Origin of the sequence: Streptomyces sp. NBC_00513 (genome assembly GCF_041431415.1) — a bacterium.
Taxonomy (GTDB): domain Bacteria; phylum Actinomycetota; class Actinomycetes; order Streptomycetales; family Streptomycetaceae; genus Streptomyces.
Map to the genome: position 1 here is coordinate 6,808,252 of NZ_CP107845.1, position 14,869 is coordinate 6,823,120.

A 14,869-nucleotide genomic window follows, 5' to 3' on the forward strand; every position below is an offset into this window, starting at 1 on the left:
GGGTGCGGAACATGACCGAACAACAGTCACAGCCCGCCCCGTTGCAGCCGATGCCCACCGATTGGCGGCGCGCCCTCGCGGTGGTCGCCCACCCCGACGACCTGGAGTACGGCTGCGCCGCCGCCATCGCGGAATGGACCGACGGCGACCGGGAGGTCGCCTACGTGCTGGCCACGCGCGGCGAGGCGGGCATCGACACCCTCGCCCCCGCCGAGTGCGCACCGCTGCGGGAGGCGGAGCAGCGCGCGAGCGCGGCCGTCGTCGGCGTGTCGACGGTGGAGTTCCTCGACCACCGCGACGGGGTCGTCGAGTACGGCCTCGACCTGCGCCGGGACATCGCCGCGGCCATCCGCAGGCACCGCCCCGAGCTGATCGTCACCCTCAACCACCGGGACACCTGGGGCGGCGCGGACGGCGGCGGCTTCTGGAACACCCCCGACCACAAGGCCGTCGGACGCGCCGTACTGGACGCGGCCGGCGACGCGGGCAACCGTTGGATCTTCCCCGAGCTGATCTCCGTACAGGGCCTGGAGCCCTGGAACGGGGTGCGCTGGGTCGCGGTGGCCGGTTCCGCCACTCCGACGCACGCCGTCGACGCCACCGCCGGTCTGGAGCGGTCCATCGCGTCCCTGCTGGAGCACAAGGCCTACATCGAGGTGCTCACCGACCAGGACCCCGAGGAGTACGTGCGGACCTTCCTCACCGGCAACGCCCAGCAGGCCTCGGCACGCTTCGGGGGCCGCCCGGCGATTCCGTTCGAGCTCTTCCCGCGCTGATCGGACCCCCCTAAACTGACGGTCCGTCAGTGACGAGGGGGCATCGGGTGATCGACACCATCACCACGGAGATCGCGGAGGGGGAGGAGCGCATCCGCCTCGAAGTCGAGGGCGGGGTCGCGTTCCTCACCCTCTGCCGGCCGGACCAACTCAACGGCTGGAGTTGGGAGTCCACCCGCCAACTGGGCCTGCTGGCCGACCGGATCCGCTTCGATCCGACGGTGCGGGTGGTCCTGCTGAGGGCCGACGGGCGCGCCTTCTGTGCCGGGATCGACGTCACGGCCCCCGGCGGTGCGATCACCGGACGCACTCCCGCCGAGCGGACCCGGAACTACCACGAGGGCATCCGCTGGGTGCACGAGCGCTTCGCGGTCCTCGCCCGGCTCCCGCAACCCGTGGTGGCCGCCGTCCAGGGCTACTGCCTCGGCTTCGGCTTCGAACTCGCGCTGATGGCGGACGTGCGGTTGGCGGCCGAGGACGCCGTCTTCGCCCTGCCGGAAGCCCGGCTGGGCGTGGCGGTGGACGCCGGCGGGGACCTGCGCATCGCCCGCGAGGCCGGCGCCGGCTGGGCGAAGTACCTGGCTCTGACCGGACGGCGCATCGACGCCCGTACGGCGGAACGCCTCAACCTGGTCCAACAAGTCCTCCCTCCGGACGAGTTGGAGACGTCCGCCCGTGCGTTGGCGGCCGAGATCGCCGCCAACGCGCCACTCGCCGTCCAGGGCATCAAGCGCGGGATCGACGCCTATGCGGACGCCGCCCTCCCGGCCGCCCTCGACGGTGTCGCGATGACCGCCGCACTCACCCTCACCTCGGAGGACGCCCGGGAGGGGTACGCCGCCCAGGCCGCCCGACGCCCGCCGCACTTCGCGGGAGGATGACGGGTGCGCGCGGCCGGCGGGCGCCGGCGACCCGACCGGCCGAGGCCGTCGGTGCCGATCGGTTCACGGCCTGAACGGCCCGCGCCCCAACCGGGTCCGGACCGAAAGTTCACGGCCTGAACGGCCCGCGCCCCAACTGGGTCCGGACCGAGACCACTTCGGGGTTCACCAGCGAGCGCCGCTGCCAGTTCGCACCGTCGACCACCAGGGTGTGACCGGTGACGAAGCGGGCGTAAGGCGAGGCCAGGAAGGTCGCCGCCCAGCCCAGCTCGCGCGGCGCGCCGACCCGCAGCGCGGGCTGCCGGCCGTCCCTGTCATCCGGAGCGGCGGCGTCCAGCCCGCCCCGGATGTCCTCGGTCATGTCCGCGTGCGGGAACAGCCCGGGGACCAGGCCGTTGATCTGGATGCCGTACGGACCCCACTCGACGGCCAGCGTCTCCACGAGGTTCTTCACACCGGCCTTGGCGGCGGCGCTGTGGGCGAAGCCCGGGCCGCCGGTCCACGCGTACGAGGCGCCGATGTTCACGATCGAGCCGGGGGTGCCCGCCGCCAGGTGGCGGCGGGCGAACTCGCGGGTCATGAACCAGGTGCCGGTCAGGGTGATGTCGACCACCGCCCGCCACGCGTTCGGCGACAGGTCCTCCGCCGGACAGGGGAAGTTGGCGGCGGCGTTGTTGACCAGGACGTCCGGCGGACCGAACGCGGCCTCGGCCGCGTCGAAGACATCCGAGACCCGCTCCGGGTCCCGGATGTCGCAGACGGCGGCCGCCACCCGGCCCGCACCGGCAACGGCCGCCAACTCACCGCAAGCAGCGTCGAGTTGCACGGCGCGCCGACCGGCGATCACCACGTCGGCGCCGAGCCGGGCGAACTCGGCGGCGATGGCCTTGCCCAGCCCGGTGCCGCCGCCGGTCACCAGGACCACCCGCCCCGCGTAGGTCCCGGGGGGCAGGGCGGCGGCGCCGAGCGGCGGCGGCGCGGGCAGACCGCGCAGAGGGTTCTCCATGCGCCCATCGATAGCGTGTGGACGCCCAGATCACCATGCCCGGGGCAGGCCTACCGCGCGGGTGCGTACGCCTGCTTGCTCGCGCAGGTCCAGATGACCGGCTTGAGCCTGCCCTTCGCGTTCACGGCCGCTCCGCCGACCCGGTCGTCGTCGGTGACCGCGTCGGCCGTGCTCGGCGCGTCCTTGGCGAGCCGGGGCAGCGCGAGGACCGGGCCGGAGCCGGGCCACCACTGCGCCTGGTCCTGGAGGGTCATCGACTCCGGGTGGAACCTGGCCGTGCCGACGCTCACGTTCGTCGTCGCGCTGATCGCCTCGAAGGTGCCGTACGGGTGCGTGCTCAGGACGCCGGGGGAGGAGCCGGGGCCGGTGTGCGGGGGCGTCCAGACGAACGGCTTGTACTCGTGCCAGGGTCCCCGCCAGTCGTAGCCGACGATCCGACCGCTCTCGTCGATGTCCTGGACGTGGCTCGACTCCGGCGTGCCGCCGCCGCTGGGCGCCAGCGTGCGCGCCGGGCTTCCGTCCCCCGGCCACAGCACGGGGTGGCTGCCCCGGAGGTGCTCTCCGGTCTCGGGCACCTCGTAGTCCTGCTCGGACATGCCGAGGACGTCCCCGCGGCCGTTGATGCCGGTGACCATCTCGATGCGCGTGCCCGGGCCCGCGTCCGCCGGCACGGGAAGGTCCCGCACCTTCACGCCGTCCTTCCACACGACGCCGCCCGGCGTGCCCCGCGAGACGATGTACCCGGCGTCGTTGACGTCGGCCTCCATGTCGTACCCGTGGCCGCCGGGCAGCGTGGTGATCGCCGCGGCCCCCTTCCGGTACGAGAACAGCGAGGTTCCCGCGGCGTCGTGGAGCACGCCCACCATCAGGCCGTGCCGGTTGACGGCGAGCACCCGTCCGCCGGCGTTCGGGTCGGCGAGCGGCACCTTGTGGAGGGTGGTGCCCGTCCAGTACACGGGCTTGCCGCCGGACACGCCGACGCTGAGGTTCCCCGCCCCGAAGTCCAGCACCCCCTGCGTCTGAACGGAATCCGGGTAGTGGGTGTCGGGCGTCAGCGCGCCCAGGACCTGGATCTTCGGCGTGCACGGGGCGGCCGCGGCGGCCGGTCCGGCGGCCGTCACGAGGCCGGCCACGACCATGGCCGCCGCTGCCGCCGCCGTACCCCGTCTGATGCGCACGTTGTTCATCGGTGGAGTCCCCCTGGTGATGACGGTGTGGCGCCGCCGCGCACACGGCGGCGACAGGTGTCATGTCCCCTGTGACACCTGCTTGTTGATGCTATCTCCGAGGGCCGGTCCGTCGGCTGCCCTCGCGGGTACGGATCTCCGGGTGTGGGCCGAGCGGGACCCGGGTCCCCGGGGAGAGACCGGCGGAAGTGGTTCCCAGATCCACAAGCGACCGCTTAGTATGCCCGCGGAGCGTGGTTCCTCGACGGCGGCTGGAGGCCCCGGATGCAGGCATGGCGAGTACATACACCCGGCGAGCCCCGCGAGGCCATGCGCCTCGAAGAGGTTCCCGAACCGATTCCGGGCGAGGGCGAGGTGCGCCTCAGGGTGCTCGCCGCCAACGTCAACTTCCCCGACGCCCTGCTCGTCCGCGGGCAGTACCAGATCACGCCGCCGCTGCCCTTCACCCCGGGCGTGGAGATCTGCGGCGAGACCGAGGACGGGCGCCGCGTCATCGCCAACCCGAGCCTGCCCCACGGCGGCTTCGCCGAGTACGTCACCGCGCCCGCCCGCGCCCTGCTGCCCGCCCCGGACACCCTCGACGACGCCGAGGCCGCCGCCCTGCACATCGGCTACCAGACCGGCTGGTTCGGCCTGCACCGCAGGGCCCGCCTCCAGGCGGGGGAGACCCTGCTCGTCCACGCCGCCGCCGGTGGCGTCGGCAGCGCCGCCGTACAGCTCGGCAAGGCCGCCGGGGCCACCGTCATCGGCGTGGTCGGCGGCAAGGCGAAGGTCCGCACCGCCGAGGAACTGGGCTGCGACCTCGTGATCGACCGCACGGCCGAGGACCTCGTCTCCCGCGTCAAGGAATTCACCGGCGGACGCGGCGCCGACGTCGTCTACGACCCGGTCGGCGGCGACGCCTACACCGCCTCCACCAAGTGCGTGGCCTTCGAGGGACGGATCGTCGTCGTCGGCTTCGCGAGCGGAACGATCCCCACCCCCGCCCTCAACCACGCCCTGGTGAAGAACTACGCGGTCCTCGGCCTGCACTGGGGGCTCTACGCCATCAAGGAACCCGCCTCCATCCTCGCCTGCCACACCGAACTCACCCGACTGGCCGCCGAGGGCGCCATCGCCCCGCTCGTCAGCGAACGCGTCCCACTCGCCGACGCCGCCGACGCCGTGCAGCGCCTCGCCGACGGCGCCACCACCGGCCGCATCGTCGTGCTGCCCGCCCTGGACGGAGGCACCTCCCGATGACCACCGCCGACGAACTGCGCGTACGCGTGGCCGAGCTGCTCGCCGCGCATCCGCCCGCCGACACCCCCCGGGGCGACTTCCTGCGCGCCCGCTTCGACGCCGGGCTGGCCTGGGTCCACTACCCCGAAGGCCTCGGCGGCCTCGGAGCTCCCCGCTCCCTCCAAGTGCTCGTCGACAGCGAACTCGAAGCCGCCGGAGCCCCCGACAACGACCCGCGCCGGATCGGCATCGGCCTCGGCATGGCCGCCCCCACGATCCTCGCGTACGGCACCGAGGAGCAGAAACGCCGCTTCCTGCGCCCCCTGTGGGTGGGTGAGGAGGTCTGGTGCCAGCTCTTCAGCGAACCCGGCGCCGGCTCCGACCTCGCCGCGCTCGGGACCCGGGCGGTCCTCGACGAGGCCGCCGGCGAATGGGTGGTCGACGGCCAGAAGGTGTGGACCTCCAGCGCCCACACCGCCCGTTGGGCCATCCTGATCGCCCGCACCGACCCCGACCTGCCCAAGCACCAGGGCATCACCTACTTCCTCTGCGACATGCACGCCCCCGGCGTCGAGGTCCGGCCCCTGCGCCAGATCACCGGCGAGGCCGAGTTCAACGAGGTGTTCCTGACCGGCGTCCGCATCCCCGACGGCCACCGCCTCGGGGCCGTCGGCCAGGGGTGGGCCGTCGCCCGCACCACCCTCATGAACGAACGCGTCTCCATCGGCGGCATGCGGATCCCGCGCGAGGGCGGCATGATCGCCCCGGTCGCCGCCACCTGGCGCGAACGCCCCGACCTGCGCACCCACGACCTCCACCAAAGGCTCCTGGAACTGTGGGTCGAGGCCGAGGTCGCCCGCCTCACCGGCGAGCGACTGCGCCAACAACTCGTCGCCGGCCAACCCGGCCCCGAGGGCAGCGGCATGAAGCTCACCTTCGCCCGCCTCAACCAGGAGATCAGCGCCCTGGAAGTGGAACTCCTCGGCGAGGAAGGCCTGTTGTACGAGGACTGGACCATGCGCCGGCCCGAGATCGTCGACTTCACCGGCCGCGACGCCGGATACCGCTACCTGCGCGCCAAGGGCAACAGCATCGAGGGCGGCACCAGCGAAATCCTCCTCAACATCGTCGCCGAACGCGTCCTCGGCCTGCCCGCCGAACCGCGCGACGACAAGGAACTCGCCTGGAAGGACCTGGCCCGATGACCAGCCCGCGCGCCCCCTTCGACCTGCTCTACTCCGAGACCGAGGAAGAGCTGAGGTCCGCCGTACGCTCCCTGCTCGCCGACCGCTGCGCCCCCGCGAGCATCCTCGCGCGCGTCGAGACGGACCAGCCCCACGACCCGCGGACCTGGCAGACCCTCGCCGCCGGGATCGGCGCGGCCGGACTGCTGGTACCGGAGAAGCTCGGCGGTCAGGGCGCGAGCCACCGCGAGGCGGCCGTGGTCCTGGAGGAACTCGGCCGGGCCGTCGCCCCCGTCCCCTATCTGACCGCCGGGGTCCTCGCCGCGGAGATCCTGCTCGGCTGCGACCCCTCCTCGGCCGAGGTGTCCGACCTGCTGCGGCAGGTGGCCTCCGGTGGGCGGCTCTGCGTCCCCGCCGTGCCGCTGACCCTGGCCCCCGGGGCGCCCCTGCCCACCGGCGTGCGTGACGTCGGAGCGGGCACCCTGACCGGCTCCGTCACCTCCGTCGCCGACGCGGCCGCCGCCGACGTGCTGCTCGTCCTCGCCGACACCGGGCTGTACGCCGTCCCCGCCTCCGAGGTCACGCTGACCCCGCTGGTCCCGCTCGACCTGACCCGCCCACTGGCCCGCGTCACCCTCGACGGGGCCGCCGGCACCCGCCTGGCCGACGCCGCCACCGCACGCGCCGCCGTCGCGGGCGCCCTGCTCACCGGCGCCGGACTGCTGGCCTCCGAGCAACTCGGCCTCGCGGAATGGTGCCTGACGGAGACCGTCGCCCATGTCCGCGGCCGACACCAGTTCAACCGTCCCATCGGATCCTTCCAGGCCCTCAAACACCGCCTCGCCCGCCTCTGGCTCGACGTGGCCTCCGCCCGCGCCGCGGCCCGCGCCGCCGCCGACGCCCTCGCCACGGGCGCCCCGGACGCACCGCTCACCGTGGCCGTCGCCCAGGCGTACTGCTCGGGCGTCGCCGTCCGGGCGGCCGAGGAGTGCGTGCAACTGCACGGCGGCATCGGCATGACCTGGGAGCATCCCGCGCACCTCTACCTCAAGCGGGCCAAGGCGGACTCCCTGGCCCTGGGTACGGCGGGCCACCACCGCGGCCTGGTCGCGGAGTTCGCGGAACTCCCGGCTCCCGGCACCCGCCCCGGGACGGCGGTCGCCGGCCCGACCCCGTGACGTGATCCCCGTCCTCCCGGCATGATCGGAGCCGTCTCCCCGCCCACCCCCGCCGACCCGGCCGTGTACCGCGACGAGCTCGCCGTTCCGCTCGTCGCGGTCGTCGCCGGGGGATCCGGGGTGACCTCGCCCCTCGGGCCGCGTTAGTCCCCGTAGCCGCGGGACCACCGAGCGAGGGAGACCGTATGTACGCCGTACCGCCCGCACCACTCACCCGGCGCGCGCTCCTGCGTTCGGCCTTCACCGCGGCCGTGCTCGCCGGCACCGCCGCGGCCCTGGCCCCCGTCCTGCGTGCCCGGCGTCCCCGTCAGACGGTGACCCCGGCCCCGCTCGCCGAGGAGACCTACCGGGGCCGGCACATCGCCGTGGACCTCGCCGGCGTCCGCATCGACGGGCGCCCGCTCCACGTCATGCGCCGCGCGGACGGCAGCTACCTGAGCGGCGTCAACCACTTCCAGTCGTACGGGACCCCCATGGAACTGGCCCGCGCGGCCGTCGACGAACTCGGCACCAACCAGCTGGCGATGGCCGCCCCCCACCACGGCTGACGGCAGGAGCCCCGCGTTGTACACCCGGCAGAACCAGAAGAACCTGACCAGCGCCCAGAAGAAGCGGTTCACGGCGGCCGTGCTGGAACTCAAGCGCAACGGCACCTACGACCAGTTCGTGCGGACCCACGAGAAGTACTTCGTGCCCGACCGCGATCGAAAGCTCCGCGTCGGCCACATGTCCCCGTCGTTCTTCCCCTGGCACCGCCGCTACCTCCTCGAATTCGAGCGGCAGTTGAGGGCCGTCGACCCGGGCGTGTCCGTTCCGTACTGGGACTGGACCACCGACACCAGCCCCGTGTCCTCCCTCTGGGCCGACGACTTCCTCGGCGGTACCGGGCGTGAGGGCGACCGGCGGGTGACGACCGGCCCCTTCGCCCACGCCAAGGGGAACTGGACGGTCACCGTCGGCATCACCGAGGCCGCCTACCTCACCCGCAACCTCGGGCGCCCGCAGAACCCGATCGCCCTGCCCACCCCCGCCGAACTCCGCTGGGCGATCGACGACCCCACCTACGACACCTCGCCCTGGGACTCCACGGCGAGCGCGGGCGGCTTCCGCAACAAGCTGGAGGGCTGGGCCGCCCCGAAGAGCGAACGCTGGCGCAACCACAACAAGGTCCACCAGTGGATCGGCGGCCACATGACCGGCGGCACGGCCCCCAACGACCCGGCGTTCTGGCTCCACCACGCCTTCGTGGACCTCATCTGGGACCGCTGGCAGCAGCGGCACCCGAACTCCGGCTACCTGCCCGCCGCCCCGCTCGCCCTGGGCGACCTCCAACGCGGCCGGGTGATCGCCCTCGACGAGCCGATGCCCCCGTGGGACGTCACCCCGCGCGAGATGCTCGGCCACCAGGGCCTGTACCGCTACGAATGACCGCCCGGCCCCACGGGGAAGGGCCCCCGCCACACGGCGGGGGCCCTTCGTCACTCGGCCGTCAGGGCAGGCGATCAGCCGCCGTAGCCCGCGGTGTGGTGCTGGGCGCCGCCACCCGACTGGTTGATGCAGGTGTTGCCGAACGCCGGGTTCAGCAGACCGATCACGTTGATCGTGTTGCCGCAGACGTTGACGGGGACGTGCACCGGGACCTGGACCAGGTTGCCCGACAGGACACCGGGGGAGCCGACAGCCGCACCGTGCGCTCCGGCATCGGCGACTGCCAGACCCGCACCGGCAGCGATGCTGCTACCAGCGACAGCGGTGATGGCGAATGCCTTCGCGATACGCGACATCAAGATCTCCTCGTGGGAAATGGGGGTGCCACGCAATCCGTGGCCTTTGACATGGCGTACAACGCGGAGAGGGCCGCGGGGTCACGGGCGTGGCACCCACCCGGTGGCCGAACATCGCACGGACGCACCCGTGTGGTCCCTCACGGACGGGGCGAACCGACCCGATCCCGCACCGGTCCGCACGCCCGCGCGTCCGCCCGCGCACTCCCCGCGCGCGCAGTCGTTCGGCCGGCCGGAGGAGCCGGGCCGTGCCGGCCGGGTCACGCCTTGTCTCTCGTCGCGAGGCTGTGCGACCGTGCCCCGGAGGACGGAGTCCGGTGGCCGGCGCACGTCACCCCAGGAGGACACGATGAGCTCAGCGGGCGGTGCCCGACCCCGGGTCACGATCGGCGGCGGTGTGCTCGAAGGCCGCGTGGAGAGCGACGGGAGCGCCGTCTTCCGGGGCATCCCGTACGCCGCGCCGCCGGTGGGAGCCCTGCGCTTCGCGGCGCCCGCGCCCCCGGCCGGCCGGGCCGGCGTCCGTGACGCGGGCGCGTTCGGACCCACCGCGCCGAAGGTCCCCTACCCGGGACGCTTCGCGGCCCTGCTGCCCGACCCGGACATCCCCGGCGACGACTGCCTGAACCTCAACGTGTGGACCCCCGAGCCGGCGGCCGGGGCCCGGCTGCCGGTCATGGTGTGGATCCACGGCGGCGCCCTCACCCGGGGATCCACCGCGGTACCCGTCTACGACGGCGCTGCCTTCGCCCGGGACGGCGTCGTGCTGGTCTCGGTCAACTACCGGCTCGGTGTCCTCGGGTACGGGCTCTTCCCCGACGCCCCCGCCAACCGCGGCCTGCTCGACCAGATCGCCGCCCTGACCTGGGTCCGGGACAACATCTCGGCCTTCGGCGGGGACCCCGACCGGGTCACGGTGTTCGGCGAGTCCGCCGGGGCGATCAGCGTCGGAGCCCTGCTCGCCGCGCCCCGCGCGGCGGGGCTGTTCGCCCGGGCCGTCCTGCAGAGCGGCGCACCCGAGGTGATGCCCCGGGACCGGGTCCGCCCGATGGTCCGCAGGATGGCCTCGCTGCTCAAGGTGCCCGCCACCGCGCGGGCCTTCGCCGACGTCGCCCTGCCCGATCTGCTCGCCGCCCAGGAGGCGGTGTCGCGCAGGTCGAGCCCGGTCACCGGCGGTCCCGCCTTCGGGCTGGTCGCCGACCCGGACACGCTCCCCGAGGACCCCCTCGCCGCCGTCGCCCCCGACGTGCCGCTGCTGCTGGGCTGGACCGCCGAGGAGCACCGGCTCTGGCTGGCGCCCACCGGGGCCATGCGGGCCCTGGACCGGATGGGTCCGCTCGCCGTGGAGCTGGCGCGCGTCCGCGCCGGCAAGGGTCGGGACGCGGTACGGGCCCTGCGCGCGGAACGCCCCGACGCCGGCCCCGCCGACCTCGCCGGGCACCTGCTCACGGACCGGCTCCTGCGGGACCCGCTGCGGCGCCTCGCCGGATCCCGTCGGAAGGCCCCGAGCCACCTCTACGAGTTCCGGTGGCCCAGCGGCGTCCCCGGGCTCGGTGCCTGCCACGCCCTGGAGCTGGGCTTCGTGTTCGACACCCTCCACAAGCCGGAGTCCTCCTGGCTGGCCGGGCCCGACGCGCCCCAGGCCCTCGCGGACGAGATGCACGCGGCCTGGGTCCGCTTCGCCGTCACGGGCGATCCGGGCTGGGAGCCGTGGGACGGCGACGGCCCGCCGAAGGTGTTCGGCGGGCCGGAGCACGAGGAGCGGGCGTCGGAGCGGGCCGTGGGCGTCGCTCCGTAGGTCCCGTCGTTACTCGACCGGTCCCTCCATCACCTTGCTGATGAACTGGATCGGTCCCTCGCCCATGTTCGGGACGTACGTCTTGGCGTTGTGCTGACCGTTGGGGATGACCCTCAGGCTGGTGTGGATGGGCCCCTTGCCGTAGGTGGCGATGAACTTCTTCACGTCCGGCAGGGTCTTCTTGTTGTTCTCGTTGTCGCCGACCTGGAACGCCAGGTAGACGTCCGGGCCCTTCTTGTCGATGAGCTGCTTGGCGAGCAGCTCCGGGTTGTTCTCCGCCTTCTCCTTCTCGTGGCCCCTCCACAGCGAGGAGTCGGGAACGATGTCCGGGCCGGAGCAGATCGCGGCCTTGAACTTCTCCGGGTACTTGAGCACGGCCTTGAGGCTGGCGAAGCCGCCGGTGGAGGAACCCATGTAGGCCCAGCCGTCCCTCGACTTGACGGTGCGGAAGTTCTGCCGCATCAGGTCCGGGACGTCATCGGTGAGCCAGGTGCCCATCTTGGGCTGGGCGGGGATGTCCGACCCGTCCCAGTAGATGCCCTTGTCGTCGGGGCCCGGGTTCAGCACGGGCATGGCGAGGATGAAGGGCTTGCTCTTCCCCTCGCTGTACCACTTGCTGACGCTGTTCTGGAGGCCGAGGTCGGTGCCCATCCAGTAGTTGGTCGGGTAGCCGGCGCCGCCGGGCAGGGCGATCATGACGGGGAAGCCGCTCTTGGCGAACTTGGGGTCGTTGTACTCCTTCGGAGCCCAGACCCACACCTTGCCCTTGAAACCGGACTTCTTGCCGTCCAGCGTGGTGACGGCCACGTGCGTGCCGTCGGCCAGCGTCATGGAGTTCTTGAACTGCGCCTTCGGGCCCGTGGGCATGGACATCTTCGAGGTCGCTGGCGGCTTGGCGGCTTCCTCGTTCTTGCCGTCGGGAGTGCCTCCGAAGGAGACGTCCTTGCCCTTGTCGCTGAAGGGCGGTATGTCGAAGTGGCTCATCACGAGCGCCGCGACGCCCGCGAGCGCGAGGACGGTGGTCCCCGCTATCAGCCAACGCTTGACCTTGGACTTGCGCCGGGGCGGCTCGTCGTACGGGGGTTCGTCGTACTGCTGCCCGTACTGCTGCCCGTACTGCGGATCGGGTCCGCCGTAGGGAGGCTGCTGGGCGCCGTACTGACCGTTGTGCGGGGCGCCGCCCTGGTCACCGTAGGGACCACCCTGCGAGCCGTACGGGCCACCCTGGCCGCCGTAGGCGCCGCCCTGCCCGCCCTGAGGCCGGCCCTGCGCGTCGTACTGCGGCTGCCCGTACGGCTGCCCGTACTGCGGCTGCCGGCCGGGACCGCCGCCCTGCTGCTGGCCGCGGGACGGCCGGGGCTGCTGCGGCGGCTGCCCTTCCGGCCGATACGGCGGCTGGTACTGCGGCCCGTCGGGTGCGTACGACATGTGCGGTGGCTCTCCGGCTGCTGCTGCCCCGTCGGGGCAAGTTTGACTGCTTCCGTTCGAATGATGAACGAAATGGCTCCGAGGTTCCGCATTTTAACTTCTCTTGACACTCCGTAGAGACGTGCATTGCCCGTCTCCAGGAAGGTGCGCGGAGTTCCCGTTCCGTTCGCCGGCCATCCCTGGCCCATGCACATGCCGCTGGGTATGGTGCGTCCGCGCCGCCGCCAGCCCCCCCATGCCCGGAGGTATGTCCCGTGTTTGGCATGTCCCTTTCACATCCTCGCCGCAAGACCGCCCTGGCCTCCGCCTTCGGCGCGACCGTCGCGGTCGCCGCCGCATGGGCGGGCATCGCAGCCGCCCAACCCGCGCACGCGGCCGCCCTGCCCGCCCCCGACCACGTCGTCGTCGTGGTCTTCGAGAACCACGCCTACAACCAGGTCATCGGCAGCTCCAGCGCCCCCTACATCAACTCGCTGAAGACAGGAGGCGCCAACCTCACCCAGTCCTACGGCATCACCCACCCCAGCCAACCGAACTACCTCCAGCTCTTCTCGGGCTCGAACCAGGGAGTCACCGGCGACAGCTGCTACACCCCCGGCTTCAGCTCCGCACCCAACCTGGCCTCCGAACTGATCGCCGCCGGCAAGAGCTGGGCCAGCTACAACGAGACCCTCCCCGCCCAGGGCTCCACCACGTGCAGCAGCGGCGACTACGCCCGCAAGCACAACCCCTGGTTCGCGTTCTCCAACGTGCCGACCACCACCGCCAAGACCATGACCCGGTTCCCGACGGACTTCACCACCCTGCCCAAGGTGTCCTTCGTCGTCCCGAACCTCTGCAACGACATGCACGACTGCTCCGTCGGCACCGGCGACACCTGGCTCAAGAACAAGCTCAAGCCCTACGCGGACTGGGCCAAGACCCACAACAGCCTCCTCGTCGTCACCTTCGACGAGGACAACAGGCTCGCCGGAAACAAGATCCCGACCGTGCTCTACGGCCAACCCGTCACCCCCGGCAGCACCTCCGCCACCACCTACAACCACTACGACGTGCTGCGCACCCTGGAGGGCCTGGCCGGGCTGACCACCCACGCCGGGAACGCCGCCGGCGCCCAGGACATCACCGGGATCTGGGCCTCCTGACCATGTACGTCGCGGACAGTCGCGGAACCCCCGCGCCCGCCGTGCCCCCCGAGTCGCCGGCCGTCGCCCCGGGCACCCGCCCGGGGCGGCGCGCCGCGCTCGCCCCCACGGTGCTCGCCCTCGGCACGGTCAGCCTGATCACCGACGTCTCCTCCGAGATGGTCACGGCCGTCCTGCCGCTCTACCTCGTCGCCGGACTCGGCCTCTCCCCGCTCGGCTTCGGACTGCTCGACGGCCTCTACAACGGCGTCAGTGCCCTGGTCCGGCTCGCCGGGGGCCACCTCGGCGACCGCTTCGGCCGCCACAAGCTCCTCGCCGGACTCGGCTACGGACTCTCCGCCCTCTGCAAACCGCTGCTGCTGCTCGCGCACACCCTGCCCGCCATCGGGGCCGTGCTCGCGCTCGACCGCACCGGCAAGGGGCTGCGCACCGCCCCGCGCGACGCGTTGATCTCCCTCTCCGCGGCGCCCGGGGAACGCGGCCGGGCCTTCGGCGTCCACCGGGCCATGGACACCGCCGGCGCGTTGATCGGACCGATCCTCGCCTTCCTCGTCCTGCGCGGCGCCGCCGAGGGCTACGACGCCGTGTTCACCGTCAGCGCCTGCGTGGCCGCGCTCGGCGTGCTCGTCCTGGTGCTCTTCGTACCCGGCCGGCGCACCGTCCCGACCCCGGCCGCCGAACCCGTCTCGCTGCGCGCCGCCCTCGGACTGCTGCGCCGCCGCGACCTGCGCCGCATCGGCCTCTGCGCCCTGCTCCTCGGACTGTGCACGGTCAGTGACGCCTTCGTGTTCCTGCTGCTCCAGCGGGCCACCGGCCTCGCGGACCGCTGGTTCGCGCTGCTGCCGCTCGGCACCGCCGCCGCCTTCTTCCTGCTGGCGCTGCCGCTCGGCCGGCTCGCCGACCGCATCGGCCGCCGGCGCGTCTTCCTCGGCGGTCACCTCGCGCTCCTCGCCGTGTACGGGCTCCTGCTGACCGGCGGCGGACACCCCGCCCTGCCCTACGCGGTGCTCCTGCTGCACGGCGGCTTCTACGCCGCGACCGACGGAGTGCTGATGGCGGCCGCCGCCGACGCGGTCCCCGAGGAACACCGCGGCGGCGGACTCGCCCTCGTCCAGACCGGACAGGCCCTCGCCCGGTTCGCCGCCTCACTCGGCTTCGGCGCGGCCTGGACCGTCTGGGGCGCCCGCCCGGCGCTCCTCGTCGCGGCCGCCCTGCTGGCCGCAGTCGTCGCCGGCTGCGTCCGACCGCGGCCGGCGAACAGCTGATCCCCCACCCGAAAGGCCC

At 72.9% G+C, this 14,869-nt stretch carries 15 protein-coding genes; 11 read left to right on the forward strand and 4 right to left on the reverse strand.

Features of this window, described 5'->3' with window-relative positions; genetic code table 11:
* Window positions 1–11: 11 nt before the first annotated feature.
* Together OHA84_RS30810 and OHA84_RS30815 are read left to right on the forward strand one after the other, a co-directional pair.
* Window positions 12–776 (forward strand): PIG-L deacetylase family protein, encoded by a 765-nt coding sequence (locus OHA84_RS30810; RefSeq protein ID WP_266968703.1) that lies wholly within the window; start codon window positions 12–14, stop codon window positions 774–776.
* A 47-nt stretch (window positions 777–823) separates the two neighbouring features.
* The gene (locus tag OHA84_RS30815; protein WP_266968702.1) at window positions 824–1,657 is read left to right on the forward strand and encodes an enoyl-CoA hydratase/isomerase family protein; all 834 of its coding nucleotides are present in this window, start codon (window positions 824–826) and stop codon (window positions 1,655–1,657) included.
* A gap of 109 nt (window positions 1,658–1,766) precedes the next feature.
* Here OHA84_RS30815 and OHA84_RS30820 read toward each other — a convergent pair whose 3' ends face one another.
* Window positions 1,767–2,663, reverse strand: coding sequence for an SDR family oxidoreductase (locus OHA84_RS30820; RefSeq protein WP_266968700.1), 897 nt, complete (start codon window positions 2,661–2,663; stop codon window positions 1,767–1,769).
* A gap of 50 nt (window positions 2,664–2,713) precedes the next feature.
* Entirely contained in the window at window positions 2,714–3,850 is a 1,137-nt protein-coding gene (locus OHA84_RS30825; RefSeq protein WP_266968698.1) for a hypothetical protein, read from the reverse strand.
* A gap of 264 nt (window positions 3,851–4,114) precedes the next feature.
* Here OHA84_RS30825 and OHA84_RS30830 point away from each other — a divergent pair, with 264 nt between their 5' ends.
* Genes OHA84_RS30830 through OHA84_RS30855 form a run of 6 tightly spaced genes read left to right on the forward strand, consistent with a single transcriptional unit; the run spans window position 4,115 to window position 8,861 of the window.
* Window positions 4,115–5,092, forward strand: coding sequence for an NADPH:quinone oxidoreductase family protein (locus OHA84_RS30830; RefSeq protein WP_266968696.1), 978 nt, complete (start codon window positions 4,115–4,117; stop codon window positions 5,090–5,092).
* Entirely contained in the window at window positions 5,089–6,276 is a 1,188-nt protein-coding gene (locus tag OHA84_RS30835; protein ID WP_266968695.1) for an acyl-CoA dehydrogenase family protein, read from the forward strand. The genes OHA84_RS30830 and OHA84_RS30835 overlap by 4 nt, the downstream gene beginning before the upstream one ends.
* Window positions 6,273–7,433, forward strand: coding sequence for an acyl-CoA dehydrogenase family protein (locus tag OHA84_RS30840; RefSeq protein WP_266968694.1), 1,161 nt, complete (start codon window positions 6,273–6,275; stop codon window positions 7,431–7,433). The genes OHA84_RS30835 and OHA84_RS30840 overlap by 4 nt, the downstream gene beginning before the upstream one ends.
* A gap of 21 nt (window positions 7,434–7,454) precedes the next feature.
* Window positions 7,455–7,580 carry a hypothetical protein gene (locus OHA84_RS30845; RefSeq protein ID WP_266952510.1) on the forward strand — a complete coding sequence of 42 codons (126 nt, stop codon included), beginning with the start codon at window positions 7,455–7,457 and terminating at the stop codon, window positions 7,578–7,580.
* 38 nt (window positions 7,581–7,618) lie between these two features.
* Window positions 7,619–7,981, forward strand: coding sequence for a tyrosinase family oxidase copper chaperone (locus OHA84_RS30850; RefSeq protein WP_266952512.1), 363 nt, complete (start codon window positions 7,619–7,621; stop codon window positions 7,979–7,981).
* 16 nt (window positions 7,982–7,997) lie between these two features.
* A complete protein-coding gene (locus OHA84_RS30855) occupies window positions 7,998–8,861 on the forward strand; it encodes a tyrosinase family protein (RefSeq protein WP_266952514.1) in 864 nt (287 codons plus the stop codon).
* Between the two features lie 74 nt (window positions 8,862–8,935).
* On the opposite strand, the gene OHA84_RS30860 is transcribed toward OHA84_RS30855, so the two are convergent.
* A complete protein-coding gene (locus tag OHA84_RS30860; RefSeq protein WP_266952516.1) occupies window positions 8,936–9,217 on the reverse strand; it encodes a chaplin in 282 nt (93 codons plus the stop codon).
* A 349-nt stretch (window positions 9,218–9,566) separates the two neighbouring features.
* On the opposite strand from OHA84_RS30860, the gene OHA84_RS30865 reads away from it, so the two are divergent.
* Window positions 9,567–11,012, forward strand: a complete 1,446-nt coding sequence (locus OHA84_RS30865) for a carboxylesterase/lipase family protein (protein ID WP_266968691.1) — start codon at window positions 9,567–9,569, stop codon at window positions 11,010–11,012.
* 9 nt (window positions 11,013–11,021) lie between these two features.
* Here the strand turns inward: OHA84_RS30865 and OHA84_RS30870 are convergent, their stop codons facing one another.
* Window positions 11,022–12,440: an alpha/beta hydrolase-fold protein gene (locus tag OHA84_RS30870; protein WP_323181843.1), complete on the reverse strand. Its 1,419-nt coding sequence runs from the start codon at window positions 12,438–12,440 to the stop codon at window positions 11,022–11,024.
* 263 nt (window positions 12,441–12,703) lie between these two features.
* On the opposite strand from OHA84_RS30870, the gene OHA84_RS30875 reads away from it, so the two are divergent.
* Entirely contained in the window at window positions 12,704–13,585 is an 882-nt protein-coding gene (locus OHA84_RS30875; protein WP_371591502.1) for an alkaline phosphatase family protein, read from the forward strand.
* A gap of 2 nt (window positions 13,586–13,587) precedes the next feature.
* Entirely contained in the window at window positions 13,588–14,850 is a 1,263-nt protein-coding gene (locus OHA84_RS30880) for an MFS transporter (protein ID WP_266952522.1), read from the forward strand.
* The last annotated feature ends 19 nt before the right edge of the window (window positions 14,851–14,869 follow it).

Bases quoted from the DNA above. Each gene is read 5' to 3' on its own strand.
- OHA84_RS30810 (WP_266968703.1), top strand. From the start codon at position 12: ATGACCGAACAACAGTCACAGCCCGCCCCGTTGCAGCCGATGCCCACC.
- OHA84_RS30820 (WP_266968700.1), bottom strand. From the start codon at position 2,663: ATGGAGAACCCTCTGCGCGGTCTGCCCGCGCCGCCGCCGCTCGGCGCC.
- OHA84_RS30825 (WP_266968698.1), bottom strand. From the start codon at position 3,850: ATGAACAACGTGCGCATCAGACGGGGTACGGCGGCGGCAGCGGCGGCC.
- OHA84_RS30830 (WP_266968696.1), top strand. From the start codon at position 4,115: ATGCAGGCATGGCGAGTACATACACCCGGCGAGCCCCGCGAGGCCATG.
- OHA84_RS30835 (WP_266968695.1), top strand. From the start codon at position 5,089: ATGACCACCGCCGACGAACTGCGCGTACGCGTGGCCGAGCTGCTCGCC.
- OHA84_RS30840 (WP_266968694.1), top strand. From the start codon at position 6,273: ATGACCAGCCCGCGCGCCCCCTTCGACCTGCTCTACTCCGAGACCGAG.
- OHA84_RS30845 (WP_266952510.1), top strand. From the start codon at position 7,455: ATGATCGGAGCCGTCTCCCCGCCCACCCCCGCCGACCCGGCCGTGTAC.
- OHA84_RS30850 (WP_266952512.1), top strand. From the start codon at position 7,619: ATGTACGCCGTACCGCCCGCACCACTCACCCGGCGCGCGCTCCTGCGT.
- OHA84_RS30860 (WP_266952516.1), bottom strand. From the start codon at position 9,217: ATGTCGCGTATCGCGAAGGCATTCGCCATCACCGCTGTCGCTGGTAGC.
- OHA84_RS30865 (WP_266968691.1), top strand. From the start codon at position 9,567: ATGAGCTCAGCGGGCGGTGCCCGACCCCGGGTCACGATCGGCGGCGGT.
- OHA84_RS30870 (WP_323181843.1), bottom strand. From the start codon at position 12,440: ATGTCGTACGCACCCGACGGGCCGCAGTACCAGCCGCCGTATCGGCCG.
- OHA84_RS30875 (WP_371591502.1), top strand. From the start codon at position 12,704: ATGTCCCTTTCACATCCTCGCCGCAAGACCGCCCTGGCCTCCGCCTTC.
- OHA84_RS30880 (WP_266952522.1), top strand. From the start codon at position 13,588: ATGTACGTCGCGGACAGTCGCGGAACCCCCGCGCCCGCCGTGCCCCCC.